At 74.7% G+C, this 25,374-nt stretch carries 24 protein-coding genes; 7 read left to right on the forward strand and 17 right to left on the reverse strand.

The features are described 5' to 3' along the window. Positions 1-54: 54 nt before the first annotated feature. Together RMN56_RS06275 and RMN56_RS06280 are read right to left on the reverse strand one after the other, a co-directional pair. On the reverse strand, positions 55-2,319 hold the full coding sequence (locus tag RMN56_RS06275; RefSeq protein WP_313722890.1) for a putative bifunctional diguanylate cyclase/phosphodiesterase: 2,265 nt from the start codon (positions 2,317-2,319) through the stop codon (positions 55-57). 150 nt (positions 2,320-2,469) lie between these two features. Then, on the reverse strand, positions 2,470-2,988 hold the full coding sequence (locus RMN56_RS06280; RefSeq protein ID WP_313722891.1) for an ArsR/SmtB family transcription factor: 519 nt from the start codon (positions 2,986-2,988) through the stop codon (positions 2,470-2,472). A gap of 56 nt (positions 2,989-3,044) precedes the next feature. Here RMN56_RS06280 and RMN56_RS06285 point away from each other — a divergent pair, with 56 nt between their 5' ends. Then, positions 3,045-3,998 carry a S41 family peptidase gene (locus RMN56_RS06285; RefSeq protein WP_313722892.1) on the forward strand — a complete coding sequence of 318 codons (954 nt, stop codon included), beginning with the start codon at positions 3,045-3,047 and terminating at the stop codon, positions 3,996-3,998. A gap of 13 nt (positions 3,999-4,011) precedes the next feature. On the opposite strand, the gene RMN56_RS06290 is transcribed toward RMN56_RS06285, so the two are convergent. The 3 genes from RMN56_RS06290 to RMN56_RS06300 form a co-directional block, all read right to left on the reverse strand. Beyond that, positions 4,012-5,511, reverse strand: a complete 1,500-nt coding sequence (locus RMN56_RS06290; RefSeq protein WP_313722893.1) for a hypothetical protein — start codon at positions 5,509-5,511, stop codon at positions 4,012-4,014. A gap of 31 nt (positions 5,512-5,542) precedes the next feature. After that, complete coding sequence (locus RMN56_RS06295; RefSeq protein ID WP_313722894.1) at positions 5,543-6,622, reverse strand: hypothetical protein; 1,080 nt, start codon at positions 6,620-6,622, stop codon at positions 5,543-5,545. Between the two features lie 270 nt (positions 6,623-6,892). Beyond that, positions 6,893-7,126: a zinc-ribbon domain-containing protein gene (locus RMN56_RS06300; protein ID WP_313722895.1), complete on the reverse strand. Its 234-nt coding sequence runs from the start codon at positions 7,124-7,126 to the stop codon at positions 6,893-6,895. A gap of 119 nt (positions 7,127-7,245) precedes the next feature. Between RMN56_RS06300 and RMN56_RS06305 the strand changes: the two genes are divergently transcribed. Both RMN56_RS06305 and RMN56_RS06310 read left to right on the forward strand, forming a co-directional pair. Beyond that, the gene (locus RMN56_RS06305; RefSeq protein WP_313722896.1) at positions 7,246-7,575 is read left to right on the forward strand and encodes a YciI family protein; all 330 of its coding nucleotides are present in this window, start codon (positions 7,246-7,248) and stop codon (positions 7,573-7,575) included. 5 nt (positions 7,576-7,580) lie between these two features. After that, on the forward strand, positions 7,581-8,783 hold the full coding sequence (locus tag RMN56_RS06310; RefSeq protein WP_313722897.1) for an RNA polymerase sigma factor: 1,203 nt from the start codon (positions 7,581-7,583) through the stop codon (positions 8,781-8,783). Positions 8,784-8,848: 65 nt separating this feature from the next. Here the strand turns inward: RMN56_RS06310 and RMN56_RS06315 are convergent, their stop codons facing one another. The 6 genes from RMN56_RS06315 to RMN56_RS06340 form a co-directional block, all read right to left on the reverse strand. Next, positions 8,849-9,700, reverse strand: coding sequence for an SRPBCC family protein (locus tag RMN56_RS06315; protein ID WP_313722898.1), 852 nt, complete (start codon positions 9,698-9,700; stop codon positions 8,849-8,851). Then, a complete protein-coding gene (locus RMN56_RS06320) occupies positions 9,693-10,253 on the reverse strand; it encodes a helix-turn-helix domain-containing protein (protein ID WP_313722899.1) in 561 nt (186 codons plus the stop codon). The genes RMN56_RS06315 and RMN56_RS06320 overlap by 8 nt, the downstream gene beginning before the upstream one ends. 84 nt (positions 10,254-10,337) lie before the next feature. After that, positions 10,338-11,273, reverse strand: coding sequence for a hypothetical protein (locus tag RMN56_RS06325; RefSeq protein WP_313722900.1), 936 nt, complete (start codon positions 11,271-11,273; stop codon positions 10,338-10,340). Next, positions 11,270-11,791 (reverse strand): SigE family RNA polymerase sigma factor, encoded by a 522-nt coding sequence (locus tag RMN56_RS06330; protein ID WP_313722901.1) that lies wholly within the window; start codon positions 11,789-11,791, stop codon positions 11,270-11,272. The genes RMN56_RS06325 and RMN56_RS06330 overlap by 4 nt, the downstream gene beginning before the upstream one ends. A gap of 122 nt (positions 11,792-11,913) precedes the next feature. Further along, a complete protein-coding gene (locus RMN56_RS06335) occupies positions 11,914-13,257 on the reverse strand; it encodes a class I SAM-dependent methyltransferase (RefSeq protein ID WP_313722902.1) in 1,344 nt (447 codons plus the stop codon). Further along, a complete protein-coding gene (locus RMN56_RS06340) occupies positions 13,254-14,639 on the reverse strand; it encodes an FAD-binding oxidoreductase (protein ID WP_313722903.1) in 1,386 nt (461 codons plus the stop codon). Before RMN56_RS06340 ends, RMN56_RS06335 begins: the two co-directional genes overlap by 4 nt. Positions 14,640-14,732: 93 nt before the next feature. On the opposite strand from RMN56_RS06340, the gene RMN56_RS06345 reads away from it, so the two are divergent. The 3 genes from RMN56_RS06345 to RMN56_RS06355 are packed head-to-tail and all read left to right on the forward strand — an operon-like array spanning position 14,733 to position 16,306. After that, positions 14,733-15,203, forward strand: a complete 471-nt coding sequence (locus RMN56_RS06345) for an aminoacyl-tRNA deacylase (protein ID WP_313722904.1) — start codon at positions 14,733-14,735, stop codon at positions 15,201-15,203. A gap of 40 nt (positions 15,204-15,243) precedes the next feature. Then, positions 15,244-15,528 carry a DUF427 domain-containing protein gene (locus RMN56_RS06350; RefSeq protein WP_313722905.1) on the forward strand — a complete coding sequence of 95 codons (285 nt, stop codon included), beginning with the start codon at positions 15,244-15,246 and terminating at the stop codon, positions 15,526-15,528. Positions 15,529-15,586: 58 nt separating this feature from the next. Beyond that, positions 15,587-16,306 carry an RICIN domain-containing protein gene (locus tag RMN56_RS06355; protein WP_313722906.1) on the forward strand — a complete coding sequence of 240 codons (720 nt, stop codon included), beginning with the start codon at positions 15,587-15,589 and terminating at the stop codon, positions 16,304-16,306. Positions 16,307-16,310: 4 nt separating this feature from the next. Here RMN56_RS06355 and RMN56_RS06360 read toward each other — a convergent pair whose 3' ends face one another. Further along, positions 16,311-17,606: an MFS transporter gene (locus RMN56_RS06360; RefSeq protein ID WP_313722907.1), complete on the reverse strand. Its 1,296-nt coding sequence runs from the start codon at positions 17,604-17,606 to the stop codon at positions 16,311-16,313. 70 nt (positions 17,607-17,676) lie between these two features. Between RMN56_RS06360 and RMN56_RS06365 the strand changes: the two genes are divergently transcribed. After that, positions 17,677-18,648, forward strand: coding sequence for a GlxA family transcriptional regulator (locus tag RMN56_RS06365; RefSeq protein WP_313722908.1), 972 nt, complete (start codon positions 17,677-17,679; stop codon positions 18,646-18,648). Positions 18,649-18,723: 75 nt separating this feature from the next. Here the strand turns inward: RMN56_RS06365 and RMN56_RS06370 are convergent, their stop codons facing one another. From RMN56_RS06370 to RMN56_RS06390, 5 genes are all read right to left on the reverse strand, one after another. Continuing rightward, complete coding sequence (locus tag RMN56_RS06370) at positions 18,724-19,200, reverse strand: hypothetical protein (protein ID WP_313724657.1); 477 nt, start codon at positions 19,198-19,200, stop codon at positions 18,724-18,726. Between the two features lie 179 nt (positions 19,201-19,379). Next, the gene (locus RMN56_RS06375) at positions 19,380-19,928 is read right to left on the reverse strand and encodes a hypothetical protein (protein WP_313722909.1); all 549 of its coding nucleotides are present in this window, start codon (positions 19,926-19,928) and stop codon (positions 19,380-19,382) included. Positions 19,929-20,806: 878 nt separating this feature from the next. Continuing rightward, a complete protein-coding gene (locus RMN56_RS06380) occupies positions 20,807-22,759 on the reverse strand; it encodes a VWA domain-containing protein (RefSeq protein WP_313722910.1) in 1,953 nt (650 codons plus the stop codon). A gap of 2 nt (positions 22,760-22,761) precedes the next feature. After that, a complete protein-coding gene (locus RMN56_RS06385) occupies positions 22,762-24,198 on the reverse strand; it encodes a magnesium chelatase ATPase subunit I (RefSeq protein ID WP_313722911.1) in 1,437 nt (478 codons plus the stop codon). 58 nt (positions 24,199-24,256) lie between these two features. Then, positions 24,257-25,351: a hypothetical protein gene (locus RMN56_RS06390; protein ID WP_313722912.1), complete on the reverse strand. Its 1,095-nt coding sequence runs from the start codon at positions 25,349-25,351 to the stop codon at positions 24,257-24,259. Positions 25,352-25,374 lie beyond the last annotated feature (23 nt).

Genomic DNA, 25,374 nt, shown 5'->3' on the forward strand with positions numbered 1-25,374 from the left:
AGGGCCGAACCCCCCGTCCGGCCCGGGACCTTCGACCCGGTGCCGCCGGGCCGATCAGCGGGCCGCGTCGACCGGGGTGAGCGTCTGGAGCAGCTCGGGCAGGGCGACCGGGCGGCCGTAGCGCCAGCCCTGGCCGTGCACGCAGCCGATCGCGGTCACGGCGGCGTGCTGGCCGCCGGTCTCCACGCCCTCGGCCACCACGGTCAGGTCGAACGCGCCGGCCAGCCGGTTGACCATCTCCACCGTGGCGTACGCCCGCGCGTCGTCGGCGTCGAGACGGGCCACGAAGGACTGGTCGATCTTCAGCTCGGTGGCCGGGATCCGGTGCAGGTAGCTCAGCGAGGAGTAGCCGGTGCCGAAGTCGTCGATGGCGATGCCGACCCCGAGGTCACGGAGCTGCGTCAGCCGGTCGAGCACCGCCTCGCTTCCCTCGATGAGCGCCGACTCGGTGAGTTCGAGGGTGAGCGCGCGGAGCGGCAGGCCGACCGCGCCGACCGCTCCGGTGACCGTGGCGATCAGGTCGGGCCGGCGCAGGTGGGCGGCGGCGATGTTGACGGCCACGGTGACCTCGGGGGACCGCTCGCGCCAGATGGCCGCCGCCCGGCACGCCTCGTGGATGACCCACCGGTCGATCGCCAGGATGAGCCCGGTCTCCTCGGCCAGCGGCAGGAACCGCGCCGGGGGGAGCACGCCGAGCCGGGGGTGCCGCCAGCGCAGCAGCGCCTCGGCGCTGCGTACTGCGCCGGTGGACAGGTCGACGATGGGCTGGAACTCCATGAGCAGCTGGTCCTCGTCGACCGCGCGGCGCAGGTCGGCGATCAGCTCGGCCCGGGTCACCGCCGACTCGCGCAGCTGCGGCGTGCAGGTCCGGTACGCGGACTTGCCGGCCGCCTTCGCCGCGTACATAGCGATGTCGGCGTCGCGGAGCAGGTCGGTGTGGGAGGTGTGCTGCGGGCCGTACTCGGCGATGCCGATGCTGGCCGAGGGGTGCACGCCCAGGTCCTCCTCGCCGGGCAGCGGTTCGAGGGCGGCGAGCAGCCGCAGCGCGAGCCGCTCCGGCGGCACCGGCCGGTCACCGGCGACCAGCACGGCGAACTCGTCGCCGCCGAGCCGCGCGATCATCCCGTCGCGGCCGGTCGCGTCCGTCATTCGCTCGGCGATGGTGCGCAGCAACCGGTCGCCGGCGGCGTGCCCGAAGCGGTCGTTGACCTGCTTGAAGCCGTCCAGGTCGAGGAGCAGGACGGCCACCGGGCCGTCGTCGCGCAGGGCGCGGCGCAGCCGCCGCGTGAAGGTGAGCCGGTTGGGCAGGCCGGTGAGCTGGTCGGAGTACGCGAGCCGGCGCAGCCGGGCGACCAGCCGCAGGTTCTCGTTGGCGGCCAGCCCCTGGCGCAGCGCGAGCACCCCGAGCAGCGCCATCATGCCCAGGAAGATCAGGTGCGGGGTCTGCCCGGTGGGCCGGCGGGCGAGCACCACGGCGACGATCGCGCCGCCCACCGGCAGGTAGGGCAGGGCGACCCGCCACCACGGCGGCAGCGGCGACTCGCCGGTCTCCTCCTCCTCGGCGCAGGAGGGCGGTGGCGGGTACCGGGTGGCGAGGCCCATGAGCAGGTAGCTCAGCGGCCAGCAGACGTCGATCGGGTGGCCGGGGGCGTAGCTGTCGTGCGCGACGAGGGAGACGTAGCCGGCGTCGGCGACGGCCCGGGTGGCCAGGCCGATCCCGATCACGGTGAGCGCCCGCCACACCGGACGGGGTGGCGCGGCGATCGCCACCAGGATGGTGAGCTGCATCAGGTCGAGCATCGGGTAGAGCAGCCCGAAGGTGCGCAGCGGATCGGCCAGGTCGGCGGCGGCGAGGTTGCGGAACACCACCACCCAGCCGATCGGGATGAGGGCCAGCCCGACGATCACTCCGTCGAGCAGGGTGCGTGCCTGCCCGACCAGGCTGCGCGGGGCGGCCACGGAGCAGAGCAGCGCGGCGGTGCCGGTGACGATCCCGGCGGTGAACAGCGCGCCGACCAGCGGGGTGTGCGGCAGGCCGTGCCCGCCGAGCCGCTCGACCGTCCAGACCGTCCGGCCGAGCGCCGCGAGGATCATGGTGGCCGCGAGCAGCGCCCAGAAGCGGCGCAGCGGGGCCGGGTGCCGCCGGGCCACGCCCGCGCAGGCCACCGCCGCCCAGCCCGACACCGCCACCGCGCCGACGTCGCTGACCAGGGCCCCGCCCGGCAGGCCGGCGACCAGCCACACCGCTTCCCCGAGTACGACGAGGGCGGCCGCGACGAGCCCGACACGGCCGGAGAGCGGGCGACGGGCCGGCGCCACGGCGGCGAGGCTCACGTGCTGCTGGGGGACAACGATTCGCTCCGGCTCTCTCTCGGGCGTGCACCCTCGTCGATGACGACCGGTTGCGGACGGCGAACGGCGCAAGCCTAGTCAGCGCCCGGTGCCGCCGCCAGAGCCGATCGGCGGCGGTCAGCGGCCCGGCGGGCCGAGGTGTTCCGGGCCGCTGCGACGGTAGAGGGAGACCAGGACGCCGTAGCGGGCCTGCTCCGGCCCGGCTTCCTCGGCCTCGCCGACGAGCGCGTCCAGCGTGGACCGGAGCCGCTCGGCCTGGGCCGGGGTGAGCCGCAGGTGGCGCAGGTGCAGCAGCGGGTCGGGGTCGCCGGCCAGTTCCTCGGCGACCGCGCCGAACAGTGCGCCGGTGGCGCCGGCGTCGGTGGTCTCGCCGACCAGGCGGCGGAACGCCCGCTCGTGGTACTGCTCGGTGCCGCCGCGGACCTGGCGGGTGTGCCCGACCCGGACCATGCCGGCCTCGGTGAGCACCTTGAGGTGGTGGGCGACCGTGCCCTTGGCCGCGCCGAGCCCGGCGGCGAGCTGGCTGATGGTGGCCGGCCCGGACCCGAGCGCGAAGAGCAGCCGGTGCCGGAACGGGTGGGCCAGCGCCTTGAAGTGGGCCGGGGTGCGGACCTCCAGCTCGGTGTCGTGGTTCACCGCTAAAGCGTCTAATTCTCTTGACGCTTTGTCAACCGGCCTGCTCTACTCGGGACATGCGTCAGGATGAGATCACCGACATCGTCGAGCGGGCCGCGAAGCTGGTGGCCGAGCACTACGTCTTTCCCGAGGTGGCCGGCCGGATCGCCGCCCACCTCGGCGACCGGCTCCGGGAGGGGGCGTACGCGGGAGCGGCCGACCCGGCGGCCCTCGGCGCGCTGGTCACCAGCGACCTCCAGGCTGCCAACGGGGACCTGCACCTGCGGCTCAAGCACCACGAGACGCCGCTGGCCGACGTCGCCGACGACCCGGCCGAGGCCCAGTTCGTCCAGCTCGCCGCGCTCACCATGGGTGGCGTGGCCCGGGTGGAGCGGCTGCCCGGCAACGTCGGGCTGCTGGAGATCGCGCCCTACCTCTTCCCGCCGCAGCTCGCCGGCGACCTCATGATCGCCGCGCTGCGGCTGCTCGCCGGCACCGACGCGCTCCTGCTCGACCTGCGCGGCAACCGGGGCGGCAGCCCCGACATGGTGGCCCTGGTCTGCGGCTGGTTCTTCGCCGAGCCGACCCACCTGCACACCATGCACGAGCGGGCCGGGACCACCCACCAGTACTGGAGCGCCGCCTGGCTGCCCGTGCCGCGCTACGCGCCCGACAAGCCGGTGCTCGTGCTGACCGGTCCGGAGACGTTCTCCGGCGGCGAGGAGCTGGCGTACGACCTCCAGCAGTTCGGCCGGGCCACCGTGGTCGGCGAGCGGACCCGGGGCGGGGCGCACCCGCGGGTCGGGCACCGGCTGCACCCGCACCTGGAGCTGACCGTGCCGGTGGCCCGGCCGGTCAACGCGGCGAGCGGCACCAACTGGGAGGGCTGCGGGGTCGCCCCCGACGTCGAGACGCCGGCCGGGGTGGCGCGCGACGTCGCGTACCGGAAGGCCCTGGAGGCCCTGCTGGCGGCGGACCCGCGGCGGCCGACGGCGGCCGAGGCGCGCGAGACCCTGGCCGCGCTCGGCTGACACCGCACCGGCGTCAGGACCAGTCCTCGGCCGGGGCGTCGGGGGCGGGTGTCGTGGAGGGAGGGCCGCCGTGGGTCCACGGCGTCTCCTCCGGGGCCGGGAAGGCGCCGGCCGGCAGGAAGCCGTCCGACAGGGTGGTGAGGCAGAGCCGCTCCCCCACCTCCGGCACGCTGCCCGGCGCGGCGGTCAGCCCCCGGCCCATCCCGCCGGAGAGCTCCAGCACCACTTCGGTCTTGCCGTCGGCGGCCGGGGTCACGAAGACCACCTTCGCCTTCTGGCCCGGCCGGGCCGGCGAGTACAGCGTCGCGCCGACCGGCACGAGCACCGGCTCGGTGGTGACCACCTGGATCCGCGGGCGCAGCACCGGCCGCTTGCCGGTGTCGTCGACCCGCTTCGGGTCGGCCAGCGTCACGTCACCGACGAACGCCTCCCCGAGCAGCCGGTGCTCGGCCATGACCAGCGGGTCGTCGTAGGCGCGCTGGACGGCGTAGGAGGCGAGCGCCCGCTCCAGGCGGTGCAGGCGCAGCGCCGCGGCCACCGCACCGTCCCGGCGCGGCTGCGGGCCGCCACCGGCGTCGACGTGCTCGGCGTGCGCCGTGAAGGCGTCCTTGTCGCCGTCCCAGCGGCCGGCCACCCGCGCCCCGGCCGGCAGCGCGCGGAGCAGCCCGACGCCGCGCCACATCAGCTCCCAGGTGGGTGCCAGCTGGTCGCGCAGCAGCCGTTCCAGCTCCGCGTACGCGGTCGCGCGGGCGACCGGATCGTCCCCGGCCCGGGTGTACGCCTCGATGGCCGGCGCGAGCCGGTGGTTGTCGAAGTCCGGGTCGGTGGCCGGGCCGGCCGGCGGGCAGCGTGCCGGGTCCTCGGCACGGGCGGCGGCCTCGGCGCCGGTCCGCCCCGGCGGCGGGTCGAGCCAGCCCAGCAGCGCCGGCAGGTGCAGGTCCTCCACGGCGCTCTGGCCCGTCGCCCAGTGCAGGGTCAGCGCGTCGGTCAGCGCCACCAGCGCCGCCGACCCGGGATGCTCGGCGCGCTCGGCGAAGAAGGTCAGCCAGCGGCCGAGCAGCGGCACCGACGGGTGCACCGGGTGTTCGCCGTCGGGCCGGCGGAACCGGGTGGAGCGGCCGAACAGCCGCAGGAAGGTGATCCCGGCCGGGTTCGGCACCAGCAGCTGCGGGGCGTCGACGTAGCGGTGCCGGACGTCCCGGCCCCGGTCGACCGGCACCGCCTCGGTGCGGTCGCGGAACTCGTCGAGGTAGGGCAGCACGATCCCGGCCAGGTCGGCCGCGAACGCGAAGCGCTGGTCCCGGTTGCGGGGCTGCGGCACGATCAGCAGCCGGGCCTCGTCGGGCGCGGCGCCGACCAGGGCCGCGAGCGGGGCGTTCGCCTCGCCGGCCAGCGCGAGCGGCACCAGCACGAGCGGGCGGTCGGACAGGTGCAGGTGCCGGACGGTGGCCACCGGCTGGGCCACCCCGGCGGCGACCGCCTGCGCCTGGGCCAGCCCGCGCAGGGTGCTCACCGGGTGCTCCGCTCGGGGCGTCGGGCCGTCCTCATGCGGGGTGCCCGGCCAGGGCGTCGGCGCGCAGGCGCGCGGCGGCGCGCAGCAGGGCGGCGGCCTCCGCCTGCTCCGGCTCGGGGGCGCGAACGCCCTCGGCGAGCGCCAGCACGTCGGCCACCTCGGCGACGCCGCCCAGCGCCTCGCGGACCGGCCGGCCCAGCGCGCCGGTGTGGCCGCGCGCCTCGTGCCGACAGAAGTAGGCCAGCTCGCACGCGGCCAGGCAGTCCGGCGCGTAGTTGGCCGGCACACCGGTGAGCGCGCCGGCCAGCGCGGCCGGGTCGGCGGTCAGGTCGGCGGTGAACCCGGCCGGCACGGCGGCGAGCAGGTCGTCGAGCCGCGCCATCCGGTCGAGCTGGCGGCGCAGCACCAGCAACTGCTTGCGCACGTCGAGCAGGCTGGCCACCGGCCGGTTCGCGAAGTCGCGCGGGCAGACCAGCACCACCTCGTGCGAGACGAGGTCCGGGGCCCGGCCCTCGGCGGCGAGCAGATCACGCAGCGCCAGCACGTAGACGGCGGACTGGATGGCGGCGGCCGCGACCTTGGCGGGGTCGGCCTGACCGTCGATGATCGGGAAGGACTTGATCTCCACGACGTGGAAGCGGCCGGCGAGCCGGGCGGCCACCAGGTCCGGCTCCAGGTTCACCCGGCGACCGGCGACGTCCAGGCCCAGCAGCGGATGGTCGAAGAGCGCCGGCCCGTCCCCGCCCGCGGTGAGCGCGGCGCGGGAGCGCTCCGGCCGGTCCTCGTCGCCGCCCAGGTCGGTCCAGGTGGCGCCGTCCGGCACCGGCACGCCCAGCCGCTCCGCGACCAGCCGCAGCAGCTCCGCGCCGCCGTCGGCCTTCACCTGGGCCTCGAACGCGTTGCCCCGGGTGATGGCGAAGCGGGACTGGCCGAACCGGGCCGGGAAGCCGATCCGCTCGGCCAGCTTCGGCTTGTCGACCCCGGCGCCGTCCAGCACGGCGCGGCGGGTGCAGCCGGGGTTGCCGGTGAGCGCGGCGATGGTGCGGGCGTTGTGCCGCCGGGGCGGCACGCCGCCCCGGATCTCGGCCAGGCGCTGCGCGGTGTCCGTCATGATCCGCCCAGGATAGTGGTGGAAGGAAGGGCCCCTTCTTAACGCCTGCGGTAGAGAAGGGTCCCCTTCTCACCGTCGGAGCGGACCGGGGTCAGCGGCCGGCGGAGCGGTTCCAGGGGGAGCGGGGTGACTGGGCGCCGGCCGTGGGTCGGGTGCGGCGGCGGTGGCGGCGGCCGGGCGTGCAGGGCGGCCGGGAGACGGTGTGCACCGGCGCGGCCGGCGGGATGACCGGCTGGCGGCCGATCAGCCAGCAGAGGAAGCGCGCCACGGTCAGCCGACCGGGAGGCGCTCGGCCTCGGCCCGGGAGACGTCGTACTGCGCGCCGCAGAACGTGCACTGCTGCGTGTAGCGGGTGCGCACCGGGATCAACGGGATGAAGAAGAGGGTGAATTTCGTGGCCCGCCGGGTGATGACCTGGGCGGCCCGGTTGCCGCAGTTGCGACAGACCTGGGTGATCACGCCGGACCGGTCGACCTTGGTCCGGAGCCCGAAGATGAAGAACATCGCCCGGCATTACCCCGTCGGGCCCTGAAAATCACCCACAAATAATCTGGCGCCACTGTCCGGATGCGCGCCCGGTGTTCGTCAGGGTGGATGAAGGCACGACCGACAGGAGTGAAGCGATGAAGTACATGATGCTCGTCTGCACCGACACCCAGCCCGACCGGAACCCGGACGCGGCGCCCGACATCGAGAAGTGGGTGGCCGAGCGGGACGCCAACGGCCAGCGGCTGACCGGCAGCCGGTTCGCGCCCCCGTCGGCCGCCACCACCGTCCGGGTACGCGACGGTGAACTGCTGCTGAGCGACGGCCCGTTCGCCGAGACCAAGGAGGTGATCGTGGGCTTCGACCTGCTGGAGTGCGCCGACCTGGACGAGGCGATCGAGGTGGCCCGCGCCCACCCGATGGCGTACGCCGGGCGCATCGAACTGCGCCCGCTGGTCGAGGACTGATCCCGATGACCGACGCGGCCAGGGCGGTCGCCGACGCGGGCGCCGAGGCGTACCCGCGGATCGTGGCCGCCCTGATCCGCGTCACCGGCGACTGGACCCTCGCCGAGGACTGCGCCCAGGAGGCCCTCGCGGCGGCGCTGGAGCGCTGGCCCCACCAGGGCGTACCGGACAACCCGGGCGGGTGGCTCATGACCACCGCTCGCAACCGGGCCGTGGACGTGCTGCGGCGGGCCACCGTGGAACGCCGCAAGCTGCGCGACCTGGCGCTTCTCACCGACCCCGCACCCGCGCGACCGGAGGGAGATGTGGTGGACGACCGGCTCCGGCTCATCTTCACCTGCTGCCACCCGGCGCTGGCGCTGGAGGCCCGGGTGGCGCTGACCCTGCGCACGGTGGCCGGCGTGCCGACCGCCGACATCGCCCGCGCCTTCCTGGTCACCGAGTCGACCATGACCCGCCGGCTCACCCGGGCCAAGGCCCGGATCGCCGCGGCCGGCGTCCCGTACCGGGTGCCGACCGGGCCCGCGCTGGTCGAGCGGCTGCCGGGAGTGCTGGGCGTGCTCTACCTGCTCTTCACCCGGGGGTACGACGCCGACGGCGAGCCGGCGTTCGCCGCCGAGGCGATCCGGCTGGCCCGGCTGCTGCACACGCTGCTGCCGGACCAGCCCGAAGCGGCCGGGCTGCTCGCCCTGTTCCTGCTGCACCACTCCCGCCGGGCGACCCGCCGCGACCCGTCCGGCGACCTGCTCACCCTCGACCAGCAGGACCGCACCCGGTGGGACCGGGCCGCCATCGCCGAGGGCGTCGCGCTGCTGGACCGGGCCGGCGACGGCCCGTACGCCCTCCAGGCTCGGATCGCCGCCGCGCACGCCACCGCCCCGACCGCCGCCGAGACCGACTGGCCGGCCATCGCCCGCTGCTACGACGCGCTGGCCCTGGTGCACCCGACCCCGGTGGTGCGGCTCAACCGGGCGGTGGCCCACGGGTACGCGTACGGCCCCGCCGCCGGGCTGGCCCTGCTCGCCGAGGCCCGGGAGGGCGGGGCGCTGGACGGCTACCCGCCGGCAATGGCCGCCGAGGCCGAGTTGACCGCCCGCCGCGGCGACCCGGTACGCGCCGCCGCGCTGTTCCGGGCCACCGCCGACGCGGTCCGCTCCGACCCGGAACGGCGGGCGCTGCTCCGCCGGGCCGCCGAACTGTCGCCGTAAAGCGTTAGGAGGGGGCCCCTCCTATGCCTGAGGCGTTAAGAAGGGGCCCTTCCTTACACCGGGGCTCAGGCGTTGCTCGGCATCTCCTCGGCCAGCCAGATCGGCTGCCAGTTGGCCTCCTCGTGGAAGCGGCGCAGCTCGGCGAGCCCGGCCACGCTCCCGCTCCATGCCGCGTACGGCGGGTTGCTCTCGTCGAAGCCGGACTGCACGAAGGTCAGCTTCGTCCGGCCGCCGGACTCGGCCAGCTCCCAGGTGCTGACGCCGGTCGGGCCCCAGTCGACGGAGAGCGCCCGGCCCGGCGTGAGGTCGACCACCTTGGCCGCGTAGCCGGCGTCGAAGCCGCCCATGGCGTAGCGGCCGCCCACCCAGGGCTCGATGCCGATGGGGAAGCCGAACCAGGCGCTGGCCTGCTCCGAGTCGGTCAGCGAGGTCCACACCTTGTCCATCGGCGCGTCGATCAGCACCTCACCGCGCAGGTCGGCGGAGGTGAAGTCGGTGCGCGGCAGCAGCGGGCGCCCCTCCAGGTGGGCGTTGAGGTTGGCGATCGCGAGCGCCCAGAAGGTCTGCAGGACGCCCCGTATGCTGCTGCCGCTCATCGCCTCCTCGAAGCTGAAGTGGCTCTGCCGCAGGGTCAGCACGGTGCTGCCGTCCTCGGGCGTCAGCTCGAACTCGGTGGTGGTCTCCACCCCGTCGAGCGTCCAGGCGAAGCGCAGCGTCCGCTCGTCGGCGTGCAGCAGGCGCTGGCGCGGGGCGTCGCCCTCGGGCGTGTAGCGGCCCCAGAACTCGTAGCGCCGGGGCAGGTCGACCTCGGCGTGCTCGGCGAGCCACACGCGCAGCTCGGCCGGGTCGGTCAGCGCGCGGCGCACGGTCTCGACGGGTGCGGCGAGGCGGGCCCGGACGGTCAGCAGGTCACTCATGGTTTTCGTCCTTCGGGTAGCAGGCCACGGCGAGTTTGAAGGCGTCTCCCTCGGCGCCGCCGTAGCGGGTGAACAGGTCCTGCAGCGTCGACTGCAGGTCGTGCAGGAACTCCTGCCGCCGCTCGGCGGGGACCCGGATCTCCCCGGAGACTCCGATCGACGGCAGTTCGGGTGCGGTGCGGTCCAGCGCGGCGATGTCGGCCTGGACCTCCTCCATGAGGTCGAGCAGGTAGCCCAGGCTCAGCTCGTCCTGCGCCCGGCGCGCCCCGCCGATCCGGCCGACCAGCCGGGGCGAGAGCCAGTAGGACCGGGCGACGGCCTGGTAGATGCCCTCGCTGATGCCGCGCACCCGCCGCTCGGCGACCTGCTCGGCCAGCCCGGCGGCGACCAGTTGCTTGACGTGGTAGTAGACGCGCTGCGGCGTCTGCCCCAGCCGGGTGGCGATCTCGGTGCAGGTGCGGGGCTCGGCGAGCTGCCGCAGCACCTCGATGCGCTGCGGCTTGAGCAGGGCTTCGGCCTGCTCGCGCTGTTCCAGGTACAGGACGTCTCTCATGGCAAAATCAGTTTGTACGTACAAAACTTCTTTGTCAATAGGTTCGACGAAAGGCCGCGCGAGTCGCGCGGCCTCTCGTGCGGCCTACTTGCCCAGGACGATGACGTGGGCCGGTGGCCCCACCTTCACCGGCAGGCCGTAGCCCGAGAACTCGATGACCACCGCCAGGTGCCAGGTGTGGTCGTCCCGCGCCGGCCTGCTGGTCCGGTCGTAGGAGACCCGGGCGATCCGGTCGTCCGCCCCGATCCGCACCTCACCCTCGAACCTGTCGGCCAGGACCTCCGAGGACGGTTTCGTCAGCGCGAGTTCGAAGTGGTAGACCCCGGATGACTTCTCCGTCACCGTGGCACCGGCCTGGCCCAGCACCCGGAACAGCTCCTCGGGGCTCGCCGAGGCGCCCAGGCTGCCGCCCATCGCCGTGTCGAGGTCGAGGTGGTCGTACCGGCCCTCCTCCCGCGACCAGGCGAGCTTCCGGCCGCTCCGGTCGCTGCCGTCGATCGCGGCGCGGTACCGGACCCCGCCGACCAGCTTCTCCCCCGACCAGCCCGACACCACGGAGGGACGCGACTTTCCCTCCCACGGCGAGTTCCAGTAGCCGGTGTCGGTCGCCGGGTCGAAGGCACCCTCGGTGACCCACGTGTCGGCCACCCACGCCGACAGCTTCCCCGGCTTGGCGGACCCGTCCCTGGTGGTGATCTTCACCCGGTAGCTCACGTTCTGGCTGGCTGCGGCCGCGGCCGCGAGCCGCATCCGCGGCGCGTCGCCGGCCGCCGTCACGGGACCGGCCACGACCGGTGCTGGCGCGCCGCCGTTGCCAGCCGGCGTCCCGCCGCCCACGGTCACCACCGCGGTCACCGCCCCGGCCACCCCGACCACCCCGGCCGCGTACGCGGTGCGGTGCAGGGCGGTGCGCCGCCGGTGCCGGCGGGTGGCCGCGCCGAGCACGTCACGGGTGGGCGTCAGGCCGGTCACCCGGTCCCGCATCCCGGCGATGAGCTGGTCCTCGAGGTCGGTGGTCATCTGCGTGCTCCGTTCATCCCGGCGCCTTCGAGCGCCCAGTCGGCGGTGAGTTCACGTAGCCGGGTGAGCCCCCGGGAGGCGGTCGACTTGACCGTGCCGACCGAGCAACCGAGCAGCTCGGCGGCCTCCGCCTCGCTCAACTGCTCCCAGTAGCGGAGCACGAGCACGGCGCGCTGTCGGGGCGGCAGCAGGCCCAGCGCCTGGACGAGCGCCTGCCGCAGGTGCAGCACGTCGGTGCCGTCCGGCTGGCCCGGCGGTTCGACCTCCGCCAGCACCTCCGGCCGGCGCCGGCGCAGCCGCCACCGGTCCACCGCCAGGTGGTACAGGGTGCGGCGCAGGTAGCCCTCCGGGTCGCCGTGCACCCGGTGCCAGTTCCGCATCAGCCGTTCCAGCGCCGCCTGCACCAGGTCCTCCCCGGCGACCCGGCTACCGGTCAGCAGCACCGCCGTCGCGAGCAGGGCACCGCCCCGCTCGGCGACGAGGACCTCCAGCCCGTCGAAGCGTTTCTTCCGCCACACCGGCTCTCCTCTCGTCGTCACCAAGGACGACGGGACACGCCCGGAGGTTGACCGGCCGGACCGACCGGTTTCACGACGAAAGGCCGCGCGGACCGCGCGGCCTTTCGTGGGATCGGAACCCGTCAGGGCGTCCAGTCGGGACGCAGCGGGTAACCGTTCACCCCCTGCGGACCGTTGTGCGTGGCGAGCACCTGGTGCAGCTGGATGCCGTTGCGCTCGAACGCCATCCGCGAGCCGGCCATGTAGAGCCCCCAGACCCGGGCGGTGCCCGCACCGACCTCGCCCACGCAGAAGTCCCAGTGCTCGACGAGGTTGCGGCACCAGCCGGCCAGGGTCAGCGCGTAGTGCTGCCGCAGGTTCTCCTCGTGGTGCACCTCCAGCCCGGCGTCGTGGATCTCACTGATCAGCCGGCCCGGGCCGGCCAGCTCGCCGTCCGGGAAGACGTACCGGTCGATGAACGCGCCGGAGCGGTGCGGGGCCCGGTTGTCGGCCCGGGTGATGCAGTGGTTGAGCAGCCGGCCGCCCGGCTTGAGCCGGCTGCGCAGCGCCCCGAAGTACGCCGGGTAGTTGCGCACCCCGATGTGCTCGGTCAGCCCGATCGAGGAGATCGCGTCGAACTGCTCGCGCGGGGCGTCCCGGTAGTCCAGGTGGCGCACCTCGGCCAGGTCACCCAGGCCCTCCCGCTCGATCGCGGCCTGCGCCCACTCGGCCTGCGCCCGCGACAGCGTGACGCCGAGCGCCTTGACGCCGTACTCGCGGGCCGCGTGGCGGACCATGCCGCCCCACCCGCAGCCGACGTCGAGCAGCCGCATCCCCGGCTTCAGCGCCAGCTTGCCGGCGACCAGGTCGTACTTGGCCCGCTGCGCCTCCTCCAGCGTGTCGGACGGGCTGCGGAAGACCGCGCAGGTGTACGTCATCGACGGGCCGAGCACCTTCTCGTAGAAGGCGTTCGAGACGTCGTAGTGGTGCGAGATCGCGTTGCTGTCCCGGGTGCGGGAGTGGCGCAGCCCGTTCACCACCCGCTTCCAGCGCGGCGCGGCCTCCTGCGGCGGGGGCGGCGGGGGCAGCAGCCGCTCCCAGCCGAGCCCCTTGACCAGAGCGAGCGCCTCGGCCACCGGCGGCATCCGCAGCGGCATCTCGTCCTTGAGCACCCGCAACGCCTCGTACGGGTCGCCCGGGTGGACGCCCTCCAGCCCGAGGTCGCCGCTCACGTAGGCCCGGGCCATGCCCAGGTCACCCGGGGCGGTGAGCAGGTAGGACAGCCCGCGTTCGGAGCGGATCGCCAGGGTCATCCCGGCGTCGGCCGGGCCGACCGCGCTGCCGTCGTATCCGGTGATGCGCACGGGCAGGTCGCCCGTGGTGACCGCGCGGATCACGTCCGCCACGGTCGGTCCGCCACGCCGGCCCCCCGCCGGCGGGCCGGCCGGGGCACTCGCCGCCCCGGGTGTTCGGTCGGTCAGACTCATGCTCGCGCTACCGCCTTTTCGTACAGTCCGGTCAGCCGGTGGTCCGGGTCGTAGCGTTCCTTCACGGCGCGCCAGGTCTCCCCGCCGTAGAGCCGGTCGAACGCCGCCCGGTCGTAGTACGCGTCGGAGTAGAGCGACTTGTGGCCGCCCGCCTCCGACACCGCGCGCTCGATCTCCCGGTTGACGTCACCGTCGGCGGCGCCCTCGGCGATCGGCACGCTCCCCCAGAAACCGATGTTCACATAGGTTTCGCCCGGTTGGAGGGGATACAGCGGCCAGGCCCGGGCGGATCCCGGACCGGCCGGCTCCCGGAGCCGCAGCGGGCAGAGCCACACCGGGTCCATCCGCACGCTCCGGGCGAACCAGCGCAGGAATTCGGCGGTCCCGGCGAGCGGGATCTCCACGTCCTGCACCACCCGCTCCCGGGCCGGCCGGCCCCGCCAGCGGTCGATCCGGGCGGCCACCTGGTGCCGGTGCTCCAGGCGCACCAGCCGGTGGTAGAAGTCGCTGCGCCGGTAGCGCTGGGGCCAGAGCCGGCGGATCACCGGGTTCTGCACCCCGAACGCCGCCGAGCACCAGAACCAGTCGGTGTCCCAGCGCCACAGGTAGTCGTACGTGGTGAGCACGTCCCGGGTGCGCCGGCGCAGCGAGCGGTAGTAGATGTCCTGGCCGGTGTAGTCGCTCGGCGGGCCGTCTGCCTCGTCGGTGAACGTGGCGAGCACCAGGTACGCCTCGCCGGGGCTGAACATCACCCCGTCCATCCCGTCGACCGGCTCGCCCTCCCAGGAGCCCTTGGCGACCACCTCGGCGATCGCGTCGGTCAGCTCCTCCAGCCGGCTGAACCGGATGTTGCGCAGCGCCACGTACCGGCGGACCGGTTGCAGCTCGATGCGCAGCCGGGTCGAGTAGCCGAGGCTGCCCAGCGAGTTGGGAAAGGATCGGAAGAGATCGGCGTGCTCGCCCACCGGCCGGGCGGTGACGAGGTCGCCGGACCCGGTGAGGATGTCCAGCTCGGTCACCGACTCGTGCGGCAGGCCGTTGCGGAACGAGGTGGACTCGATGCCCAGCCCGGTCACCGCGCCGCCCAGGGTGATCGTGCGCAGCTGCGGCACGACCAGTGGCATGAGGCTGTGCGGCAGCGTGGCGTCGACCAGGTCCTCGTAGGTGCACATGCCCTGCACGTCCGCAGTCCGGGCGTCCGGATCGACGGAGAGCACCCCGGTCAGCCCACTCACGTCCAGGCCGGGGGTGCGCGGCGCGGATCGGGGTCGGAAGAGGTTGGAGGTCTGCTTGGCCAGCCGTACGGGTTCTCCGGCGGGCACCGCGGCGTATGACCGCCGCAGCGCGTCCACCGCCCGCTCATGATCACGGACAGCGTGCATGAGATCACCTTACGCCTGAGCACGACAATTCGTGGGATGTCCACGGTGGCCTTTTCGAGGCCGCCCGGCGATCCACGGGTTACCGTGGCGGGCATGCCCTCCCCCGCGCTCGCCGCCCTGGACGCCGCCGGCCTGCCCTACCGGGTGATCCGGCACGGCCCGGTGCGCAGCCTCGCCGAGGCGGCCGCGGCGCGCGGCGTCGAGGTCCCCGACGTGGTCAAGACGATCGTGGTCCGGCGCGGCGAGGACGACCACCTGTTCGTGCTCACCCCCGGCGATCGGGTCGTCTCCTGGCCGAAGCTGCGCCACCTGCTCGGGGTGAGCCGCATGTCCATGCCGGACGCGGCGGCCGCCCGGGCGGTCACCGGCTACGAGCGGGGCACCATCACCCCGTTCGGCGCCAGCACCGCCTGGCCCGTGGTCGCCGACGAGCGGCTGCGCGGCCGGGAGATCACCCTCGGCGCGGGCGAGCACGGGGTGGCCGTCGCGGTCGACGCCGACGCCGCTCTCACCGCGCTCGACGCGACCGTCGCCGACGTCACCGATCCGGAGCCGGCCCGCTGAACGGTGGCCGCCGCCCGGCCGCCGGCATAGCGTGGACGGCATGCCGAAAGCCGTCTGGAACGACCTGGTCGTCGCCGAGAGCGACGACACCGTGCTGGTCGAGGGCAACCACTACTTCCCCCGTTCGGCCCTGCGCGACGACCTGATCCGCGACTCCGACACCCACACGGTCTGCCCCTGGAAGGGCACCGCCTCCTACTACACGCTCGAACACGCGGGCGCCACCAGCCCGGACGCCGTCTGGTACTACCCGGACCCGAAGCCCGACGCGGAGATGGTGCGCGACCGGGTGGCGTTCTGGAAGGACGTACGGGTCGTCGACTGAGTCACCCCGCCGCCGGGGCGACTGGCTCCTGACCGTGCCGGTGGGCCAGGATGCCCCCATGGCAGACCCACGCCCCGATCCGTCCGGCACCGTCTACGGCGGCCACCGTCCGGCCCGCCGCCGGCTGCCGCAGGACCCGCTGATGCGGATCGCGCTGGGCGTCGCCCTGGTCGGCGTACTCCTGGGGGTGTTCTTCGCCACCGGCGTGCTCGGCGGCGGCGGCGACCAGCCGGTGGTGCCGGCGGCGGCCGAGCCGACCCCGGCGGCGAGCGAGTCGAGCGCGGCCGCGGCCACGACGGCGGCCGCCCCCACCACGGCGGCGCCCTCGCCGAGCACCGCGCCGACCACGCCGGCCGCCCCCGCGGCCACCCCGAAGGTGATCCGTGGCATCCCCTCCGGCCTCTGCGTCGGGGTGACCGGCGACGACCCCGAGGGCGCGAACGCCGCGCTGGCCGACTGCACCGGCGGGCCGGAGCAGCAGTGGGTGGTCACCCCGGTGGCGGCCGACACCTACGTCCTGGTCAACGCGGCCAGCGGCAAGTGCCTGGACGTGTACGGGCAGAGCACCGACGACGGCACGGACCTGGTGCAGTGGTCCTGCAACGGGCAGGCCAACCAGCAGTGGAAGCTCCAGCCGACCGGGTCCGGCCCGGTGCTGCTGGTCGCCGTGCACAGCGGCAAGTGCGCGCAGGTCGACGACGCGGCCACCGAGGCCGGAAGCGAACTCGAACAGGCGCCCTGCAACGGCGCCCCCGAGCAGCAGTGGGCGGCCGGCTGACCGCTCAGCCCCGGTAGCTCCACGCCCGGCGGCCCACCGCCACGGGGAGGGCGAACGCGGGCTCGTCGCCCCGGCGGCGCAGCAGCAGGGAGAGGCCGGCCGCGCCGATCGACAGGGCGCCGGCCACGTACCAGGCCGCGGCGTAGTCGCCGAGCCGGTCGCGGACCAGGCCGGCCCCGGTCGCGGCGAGCGCCGCGCCGACCTGGTGGGCGGCGAACACCCAACCGAAGACCACCGCCCCCGACGCGCCGAACCACTCCCGGCACAGCGCCACGGTCGGCGGCACGGTGGCCACCCAGTCCAGGCCGTAGAAGACGATGAAGACCAGCATGCTCGGCCGGGCGGAGCCGGCGAAGAGGCTCGGCAGCACCAGCAGCGAGGCGCCGCGCAGCGCGTAGTAGGCGCCGAGCAGCAGCCGGCTGTCCACCCGGTCGGTGAGCCAGCCGGAGGCGACCGTGCCGGCGATGTCGAAGAGCCCGACCAGGGCGAGCAGGCCGGCCGCGGTGGTCTCCGGCATGCCGTGGTCGTGCGCGGCCGGCACGAAGTGGGTGCCGACCAGGCCGTTGGTGGTCGCGCCGCAGATCGCGAAGCCGCCGGCCAGCAGCCAGAACGGCCGGGTCCGCGCGGCGGCGGCCAGCGCGCCGATCGCCCGGGCCGCCGCGCCGCCCGCCGGCGGCGCCGGGGGCACCACCCCGGTCGCGCCGTAGGCGGGCAGGTCGAGATCCGCCGGGTGCTCGCGGAGCAGCCACACCACCAGGGGTACGACCGCCAGCGCGGCCCCGGCCACGACCAGCGCCGCCACCCGCCAGCCGTGGTCGCGCACCAGCACGGCGACCAGCGGGAGGAAGACGAGTTGGCCGGCCGCCCCGCCCGCCGTGAGCACGCCGGTGACCAGGCCCCGGCGTTTGACGAACCAGCGCCCGGTGACCGTCGCCACGAAGGCCAGCGCCATCGAGCCGGTGCCCAGCCCGACCAGCACGCCCCAGCAGAGGATCAGCTGCCAGCTCGCGGTCATCCCCACGGTCAGCGCGCTGCCCAGCGCCACCAGCACCAGCGCCCCGGCGACCACCCGGCGGATGCCGAACCGGTCCATCAGCGCGGCGGCGAACGGTGCGGTGAGCCCGTAGAGCATGAGGTTGACCGAGACGGCGGCGGAGATGGTGGCCAGCGGCCAGCCGAACTCGGCGTGCAGCGGGTGCAGCAGCACCCCCGGGGTGGCGCGGAAGCCGGCCGCGCCGACCAGGGCGACGAACGAGACGCCGGCCACGAGCCAGGCCGGATGCAGACGGTGTCGGGTCACCCTCCGAGTCTCGGCGGGGCCGGTCGGCCCGACGAGTGGCCGGAAAGCCATCCTGCGCAATAATCGGGCCATGGCTCCGCACCGCATCGCCGTCCTCGCCCTCGACGGGGTGGTCGGCCTCGACCTCGGCGCTCCGGCCCAGGTCTTCGGCACCGCCCGCACCGCCGACCACGCGCCACCGCTCTACACCGTCGAGACCTGCACTCCCGGCGGGCGACCCGTGCGCAGCACGGCCGGCTTCCAGGTCCTCCCCGACCACGGCCTGGACCTGCTGGACTCCGCCGACACGGTGATCGTCCCCGGCGTCCACGACGGCACGCCGCTGACCGACGGGACGCTGGACCCGGAGGTGGCGGCGGCGCTCCGCACCGCCCACGACCGGGGCGCCCGGATCATGTCGATCTGCACGGGCGCGTTCGTGCTGGCCGCCGCCGGCCTGCTCGACGGCCGCCCGGCCACCACCCACTGGGCGTACGCGGACCGGTTCCGACGCCTGCACCCCGACGTGGCCCTCGACCCGGACGTGCTCTTCGTCGACGGCGGCGGGGTGCTCACCTCGGCCGGGGTGGCCGCCGGCATCGACCTCTGCCTGCACGTCATCCGCACCGACCACGGCAGCGCCGTGGCCAACCGGTCGGCCCGGCGCTGCGTGGTCCCGCCCTGGCGCGACGGCGGCCAGGCCCAGTACATCGAGCGCCCGGTCCCCCGGACCACCGGGGTCGGTACCGCGGCCACCCGGGAATGGGCCCGGCAGCGGCTGCACGAACCGGTCGCCCTGCGCGAGCTGGCCGCCCACGCCCGGATGAGCGTCCGCACCTTCACCCGGCACTTCCGCTCGGAGACCGGGCTCAGCCCGGCGCAGTGGCTGCTCCAGCAGCGCACCGAGCACGCCCGGGTGCTGCTGGAGACCACGGACCTGACGGTCGACCAGATCGCGCGGCACGCCGGGTTCGGCACCACGGCCGCCCTGCGCCAGCACTTCCACTCCCGGGTCGGGGTCGCCCCGACCGCCTACCGCCGCACCTTCCGCCCCACACCCTGAGTCGCCTGTCCGCCGACGTGGTGCTGGCGCGGCTCGGTCCGGGCGCCGGCTCCGTCCTGTCGTGGCTCCGTGCGCTCAGGCGAGGTGGGGTTGCCGGCGGAGGGCGCGGAGCTGGGCCAGGTGCATGGGAAGGTGGACGCGGGTGTGCAGGTCGAGCGCCCGGCCCCAGGGCAGGGACTCGTCCACGTCCAGGTCGAAGCCCTCCCGTAGCACGGTGTCCACCGGGGTCTCGGCGGCCGGGCCCAGCCGGTCGGCGAGGGCGCAGAGCTTCTGGCTGGTGGCCCGGAGCAACGCGGACAGCCCGTCCAGCCCGCCGCACTCCGAGACCAGCGCGTCGAGCTGCGGCCGGTGGATGGTCTCCAGGTCGTAGTAGGCGAACGGCGAGCCGACCAGCACCGCCTCGGTCGCCTCGCTCATCAACTCGTCGTTGGCGGCGAGGTGCGCCACGATCTGCTCGGCGCTCAACTCCCCGTCCGGGGGCGGCCCGAACCCGCCGCCGTCCACCTCCGTCAACACCGCCTCGTACGCCCGCCGCAACGCCGCGGCGTCCACCTCGTCCATGCCCGCATCCAACCCCCGCCCCCGCCGACCGCACCGCGATTACCCCGTCCGCGTCACCCGGACGGGGCTTCCAACCTGCCGCGATCTTGGCAAGTTGCCGTTAACTACCTCGGAGACGCCGCTGGCCGGCACCCCGTTGGGGGTGCCGGCCAGTGGTCGTGTTGTTCGGGTCAGCTGTTCCAGTGCTGGTGAACGATGTCGGTGGCCTGCTGCTCCCACTGGGCGTAGGCGTCCGGGTAGGCCGAGACCTGCACGGTCTGCGCGGCCTCGGTCAGCGGCATGGTCTCCCAGCCGTCGACCTGCTTCAGACCCTTCTCGAAGGCCAGGGTCGCGTACTCGGGGTTGGTGATCTGCTCCGGCGTACCCCAACCACTGGAGGGGCGCTGCTGGAACAGGCCCAGCGAGTCGTGGTCGTTGGCGTCGCCGAGGTGGCCGAGGTTCTCCAGCTTCGACTCCTGCAGGCTCGTGGCGATCGAGATCACCGCGGCCCGCTCGGGCAGACCGGCCTTCTTCGTCGCCGCGATGATCGCCTTAGCGTTCGCGATCTGCTCGTCGTTCAGATCGATGTGCGACTGGGCGCCCTGCACGGTCGCCACGGCGGCCGGCTTGGTGTCCACGGGGCGGGCGTCGGCGTGGGCGGCGACCGGACCGGCGAACACACCACCGGTGAAGGCCAGACCAGCAATACCCAGCACGCTCTTACGCAGCATCGTGTTCATGGGGGATGGCTCCATTCGGGGGTTGGCGCACACGCACCGACCGGGGGGTCGGCTGGGGGGTGTGCGCAAGCACCGTCAGGCGCTCAAGAAAGTCTCAAGGGGGATCATCGGCGGACGGGGCGGGGGCCTCTTCGTCGCGCCGGGACCATGTCCAACGACCGACCAGCCACCATCATTCCCGGGAGCCGGGCACCCGCCTCGGCGGGCAGTCCCGCTCGGGGGTCCGCCTCGGCGGGCGGGTAGCGGGACCGGTCACCCCGTCGGGCGGGGCGTGGTCCTCGGTCGTGCACCAGGTATAACGACCCCCACCCACCCGGCATTCCACCGCCGGGATGCCGCCGGTCACCCGCCGAACCGGACATCCCGCCCACATCCGGACGGTCGGTGGAACGGTATGGGTGTATCCCGGCCCCGGAGACACCCACAGCGTTCCACTCACCGCCCGCGCCAGCGCCCGAAACGGACATCCACCCCAGGCTGGAACTGCCCGTGTCGGCGCAGCGTGATGACGTGGATGGATCGACGCGCTGGCCCCAGACCCACCCACGGGCCACCCAGCCACCCGCCCACCCAGCCCGGCCCGCTTTGCTCTGCAGCCATCCACGCACCACCTCCGCTCCGCGCCCGCTGCGTCGATGGCTGCAGAGCAAAGGCGGACACGGAGCAACCCGCCCACGCCGCGCCGGCACCTGCCGTGTCGCGTGGATGGGTGCAGAGCAAAGGTGGACATGGAGCAACCCGCCCACCCGTCGCCACCTGCCGTGTCGCTGGAAGGCGGCAGAGCAAAGGCGGGCAGGGGGCACCCGCCCACCCGTGCCGGGACGACGACCCGACCCCGGTCCTCGACCTGGCCTCACGGGCGCACAGCGGCAGGACGCTCAGTGGCGGCCGTGGCGTGCGCGGAGGTAGTCGGAGACGACGTACTCGCCGAGGTCGTCGAGGTCGGGGGTGAACATCCGGCCCTTGGAGCGCCGAGCCACCGCGTCCACGAACCGCCGCAGGCCCGGGTCGTCGCCGAGCATGAACAGGTTCAGCGTGGCGCCGTACCGGGTCAGCTTGTCCACCTCGCGGATGGTCGCCTGGATGGTCTCCGGCAGCGGCGGCCAGTGGAAGTACGCCTCGCCGTCGGACGGGTCGAGGTGGGCGGTGGGCTCACCGTCGGTGACCACGAGCACGACCGGCTCGGCGCCCGGGTGCCGGCGCAGGTGCCGCCCGGCCAGCCGCAGCGCGTGCTGGAGGTTGGTGCCCTGCTCCATGTCGGGCTCCACCGCGGCCAGCTCCTGCTGGGTCAGCGGCATGGCCTCCCGGCCGAATCCGATGATCTGCAGGGCGTCCTGCGGGAAGCGGGTCGCCATGAGGTGCGAGAGGGCCAGCGCAGTCTGCTTCATCGGCCCCCAGCGCCCCTGGGAGATCATCGAGTACGACAGGTCGACGCAGAGCGCCACTGCCGCCGAGGCGCGCCGCTCGGTCTCCACGACCTCGAAGTCCTCGACGGCGAGCTGCACGGGCACCCGGGGGCCGGCCCGGCGGACGGCGCGGGTGAGGGTGCGCACCACGTCGAGGGGCTGCTCGTCGCCGTACTCCCACTGGCGGGAGGCGCCGCTCACCTCGCCGGCGGCGCCCGCGGAGCGCAGGTCGTGCTGGCCGCGGGGGCCGGCGGTCAGGTCGGCGAAGACCCGCCGCAGTGCGGTGCCGGCGAGCCGGCGCAGCGCCTTCGGGCTGAGCGTCAGCCCCTCGGCGTCCCGGGTCACCCAGCCCTGCCGGCGCAGCTCACGCTCCAGCTCCTGCAGCCGGCGTACGTCGTCGGCGGCGTCCCGGCCCAGCGTCCGGGCGACCGCCTCGACGTCGACGTCGTCCAGGGTGGCGCCGGGGTGGTCCTGGTCGAGGGAGTCGAGCAGCTCGTCCAGCTCGGCGATCTCGCCGAGCGCGCCGGTGGCCTCGCCGTAGCCGAGCTGCTGGTCGCCCCGGACCCGCTCGCCGCGGCGCCAGTTCAGGTCGGGGCGCAGCGACCGCAGGTGGTCGTCGAGCTGGGACAGTTCCCCGGCCAGCTGCTCGCCGAGGGACTGGCGCATGAGCCCGGCCAGTTCCTCGCGCTGGCGGTCGGACAGCGACCGCATGAGCCGCTCCCCCGCCGCCGACCGGCGGGCCAGCACGTCGATCAGCTCGTCGACGTCCTTCGGCTGCTCCGGGAAGAACTCGCCGTGCCGGCGCATGAACTCGGCGAACGCGTCGGTGGTGTCCTCGGACCGGGCGTGCCGGGCGAGCAGGTCGTTGAGGTCGCGCATCATCTCGGCGAGCTGCCGCTGGGTGGCCGGGTCGCCGGCGGCCCGTGCCGCGTCGCGCAGCCCGGCGAAGCGCTGCTCCAGCACCTCGCCGCGCAGCCCGTCGAGGATCCGCTGGTAGCTGGCGCGTGCCTCGTCGCTGGCCCAGTCGTACCCGGACAGCTCCTCGACGGCGCGGGCCGTCGAGCGGGGCAGGTTGTCCAGCACCGCCTCGGCGAAGCGGGCGTCGTCGCCGTCCCGCCCGCGCAGCTCCTCCCGCTCGGCGGCGAGGGCCTGGTCGAGCAGCGCCTGAGCGCGGGTCACCGCGCCGTCCAGGTCGCCGCGGCGCAGCGCCTCCCGGCGCAGCCGGCGGGCCCGGGCGGCCAGGTCGTCCAGGCCGCCGCGCCCCTTCGGGCCGCGCCGCAGCAGGTCGCGCAGCGCCTCCCGCAGGCTGCCGCCGGCGAGGACCTCCGAGCCGACCGCGTCCACGGCGGCGCGTACGTCGTACGGCGGGGCGAGCGGGTCGGGCCCGCCGCGCCACTGCCCGTACCGGAACCGGTTGCCGGCCACGGTCAGCCCCGGCCGCCGTAGACGGTGCGCCCGGACTCGGTGACGTCCTTGCCCAGCCGGCGGGTGAGGTGCAGCCCTTCCAGGACGAACTCGATCCCGGCGGCGGCCTCCTCGGGGGTGGGCGCGTCGCCGAGGCCGAGCCGGTCGAGCACCTTGGCCAGCCCGGGAACGGTGCCGACCTGGCCGAGCAGCTCCGCCGAGGAGACCAGCTCGCCGGTCTCGATCTCGGTGCCCTCGGCGACCAGCGCGGTGAACCCGGAGAGGTCCAGCCCGGCCAGGCGGGCCCGGAACGTCTCGGCGGTGGCGGTCCGCAGCAGGTGAGCGAGGACCTCGATCTCCCGGCCCTCCTCGCCGCTCTCGAACTCGACCTTGCCGCGCAGCGTGGAGGTCACCGAGACGGCGTCGCCGACCCGGGCGACCGGGGCCTCGTGGGCGGCGGCGCCCAGCAGGCCGGCGCGGCGCAGCGCGGCGGCGGCGACGGTCTCGGCGGCGGCGATGGCGAACCGGGCGGAGACGCCGGAGCGCGGGTCCACCGACGGTGATTCCCGGACGGCGCGGGCGAAGCGGGCGAGCACCTCCAGCACGTGCTCCGGGACGGTGGCGACCAGGTCGGCCTCCTGCCGGATCAGGGCCAGTTCCAGCTCCAGGTCGAGCGGGTAGTGGGTGCGGATCTCCGCGCCGAAGCGGTCCTTGAGCGGGGTGATGATCCGGCCACGGTTGGTGTAGTCCTCCGGGTTGGCGCTGGCCACCAGCAGCAGGTCCAGCGGGAGCCGGAGCTGGTAGCCACGGACCTGGATGTCCCGTTCCTCCAGCACGTTGAGCAGCGCCACCTGGATGCGTTCGGCCAGGTCGGGCAGCTCGTTGACGGCGAAGACGCCCCGGTTGGTGCGCGGCACGAGTCCGAAGTGGATGGTCTCCGGGTCGCCGAGGGTTCGCCCCTGGGCGAGCCGGATCGGGTCGACGTCGCCGATCAGGTCGCCGACGCTGGTGTCCGGGGTGGCGAGCTTCTCGCCGTAGCGCATCGAGCGGTGCAGCCAGCCGATCGGCAGGTCGTCGCCGCGCTCGGCGACCAGGGCGCGGGACGCCGGGGTGAGCGGGTGCATCGGGTGCTCGTTGAGCACCGAGCCGGGGATCACCGGGGTCCACTCGTCGAGCAGCGCGCCGAGCGAGCGGATGAGCCGGGTCTTGCCCTGGCCGCGCTCGCCGAGCAGCACCATGTCGTGGCCGGCGAGCAGGGCCCGCTCGACCTCGGGCAGCACCGTGTCCTCGTAGCCGACGATGCCGGGGAAGCGCTCCTCGCCGGCGCGCATCCGGGCCAGGAGGTTGTCGCGGAGTTCCTGCTTGACCGTGCGGTGGCGATGGCCGGAGGCCCGCAGCTCGCCGAGCGTGCCGGGCAGGTCGGCGGGCGGGGCCGGGGGAACCTGGTTGGGCGCAGTCACCCGACCTACGCTATCTCGGTCGGGTGACCGCGCGCCGCCTTCGGAGACGGTCGGACCGTCACGGACGGGGAACGGGCCGCCCGCAGCGGGTGCAGGCGCCCCGCCGCCGCAGGTGGTACGCGAGGGTGGCCGCTCCGAGCGCGCCGCCCCAGAGGGGCCAGAGCAGCATCGGCGCGGAGGCCAGACTGAACCCGCCGGTGAGGTGCCAGAACTCGGCGTTGCTCATCAGGCCGAGGGTGGCCGCCGTCACCGACAGCGCCACCAGCGTCGCGGGGACGACCGCCAGCTTGATCGGCACCCGCCGGCCGGCCAGCCTGGGCATCCAGCGGGGGAACCGCTCGCCCCAGGGGCGGACCAGCCCGAGGGTGAGGATCGCCCCGACGGTGGCGAATCCGCCCAGCCCGGCGCCGGCCCAGACCAGCCCGGTCTCCCGCATCTCGGCGAGAAAATCCCGGGAGATGCCGAGCGGGATGCCGGCCGCCCAGGCGAACCGGGTGACCGCGTAGGCGAACGGGATGACGGCGGCGGTGTACGCGGCCCAGCGCCCCCAGCGGGCGGCCGCGGCGGGCGTGGTCCAGCCCCGCTCGTGGTCGTCCCGGCCGCAGGCCGGGCAGGCGCCGGCGGTCCGGCGCTGCCAGAGCAGCAGCGCGCCGGCCAGCAGGACGCCCCCGACGAGGGCGGCGCACCGGGCGGCCAGCGGCCAGTCGAAGATCTGCCCGTAGTCGACGGGCGGCCAGTCGAAGGGCGCGCCGATGAGCAGGATCGGCAGGTAGCCGAGCACGATCAGCACCCGGGCGTCGGGGACGACCACGGTCAGCGCAAACGCGACCGTCCAGCCGTAGCCGAGCAGCAGCGCGCGGGGCAGGCCGGGCCGGCGTACCGTCACCGGGCCGCTCATGGCCAGGGCCGCGACGGCCGCGAGCAGCAGCACCCCGGCGAAGAGCGGGGCGCCGACGTCCACCGGCAGCAGCCGGAGCAGGCTGACGTCGGCACCGTGCGGGTCGTTGGCGCCGAACGGGTAGCCGGCGCCGGTCAGGGTCGAGAGCAGGGCGAGCACGCCCCAGCCGCCGAGCCAGGCGGCGGCGAGCGGTGCGGCCAGGTCGAGCCGCGTCCGGGTGGCCGGACGGGGTGGGGAATCGGTCGTTGTCGTCATGCTCTCAGCGTCGGCCGGCCGGC

It is taken from the genome of Micromonospora halotolerans (assembly GCF_032108445.1).
Classification (GTDB): domain Bacteria; phylum Actinomycetota; class Actinomycetes; order Mycobacteriales; family Micromonosporaceae; genus Micromonospora; species Micromonospora halotolerans.

Excerpts from the sequence above, each read along its gene's own strand:
- RMN56_RS06365 (WP_313722908.1), top strand. The coding sequence starts at position 17,677 with ATGGCTCCGCACCGCATCGCCGTCCTCGCCCTCGACGGGGTGGTCGGC.
- RMN56_RS06335 (WP_313722902.1), bottom strand. The coding sequence starts at position 13,257 with ATGAGTCTGACCGACCGAACACCCGGGGCGGCGAGTGCCCCGGCCGGC.
- RMN56_RS06295 (WP_313722894.1), bottom strand. The coding sequence starts at position 6,622 with ATGACGGACACCGCGCAGCGCCTGGCCGAGATCCGGGGCGGCGTGCCG.
- RMN56_RS06285 (WP_313722892.1), top strand. The coding sequence starts at position 3,045 with ATGCGTCAGGATGAGATCACCGACATCGTCGAGCGGGCCGCGAAGCTG.
- RMN56_RS06350 (WP_313722905.1), top strand. The coding sequence starts at position 15,244 with ATGCCGAAAGCCGTCTGGAACGACCTGGTCGTCGCCGAGAGCGACGAC.
- RMN56_RS06300 (WP_313722895.1), bottom strand. The coding sequence starts at position 7,126 with ATGTTCTTCATCTTCGGGCTCCGGACCAAGGTCGACCGGTCCGGCGTG.
- RMN56_RS06310 (WP_313722897.1), top strand. The coding sequence starts at position 7,581 with ATGACCGACGCGGCCAGGGCGGTCGCCGACGCGGGCGCCGAGGCGTAC.
- RMN56_RS06340 (WP_313722903.1), bottom strand. The coding sequence starts at position 14,639 with ATGCACGCTGTCCGTGATCATGAGCGGGCGGTGGACGCGCTGCGGCGG.
- RMN56_RS06345 (WP_313722904.1), top strand. The coding sequence starts at position 14,733 with ATGCCCTCCCCCGCGCTCGCCGCCCTGGACGCCGCCGGCCTGCCCTAC.
- RMN56_RS06390 (WP_313722912.1), bottom strand. The coding sequence starts at position 25,351 with ATGACGACAACGACCGATTCCCCACCCCGTCCGGCCACCCGGACGCGG.
- RMN56_RS06320 (WP_313722899.1), bottom strand. The coding sequence starts at position 10,253 with ATGAGAGACGTCCTGTACCTGGAACAGCGCGAGCAGGCCGAAGCCCTG.
- RMN56_RS06305 (WP_313722896.1), top strand. The coding sequence starts at position 7,246 with ATGAAGTACATGATGCTCGTCTGCACCGACACCCAGCCCGACCGGAAC.
- RMN56_RS06355 (WP_313722906.1), top strand. The coding sequence starts at position 15,587 with ATGGCAGACCCACGCCCCGATCCGTCCGGCACCGTCTACGGCGGCCAC.
- RMN56_RS06315 (WP_313722898.1), bottom strand. The coding sequence starts at position 9,700 with ATGAGTGACCTGCTGACCGTCCGGGCCCGCCTCGCCGCACCCGTCGAG.
- RMN56_RS06375 (WP_313722909.1), bottom strand. The coding sequence starts at position 19,928 with ATGAACACGATGCTGCGTAAGAGCGTGCTGGGTATTGCTGGTCTGGCC.
- RMN56_RS06325 (WP_313722900.1), bottom strand. The coding sequence starts at position 11,273 with ATGACCACCGACCTCGAGGACCAGCTCATCGCCGGGATGCGGGACCGG.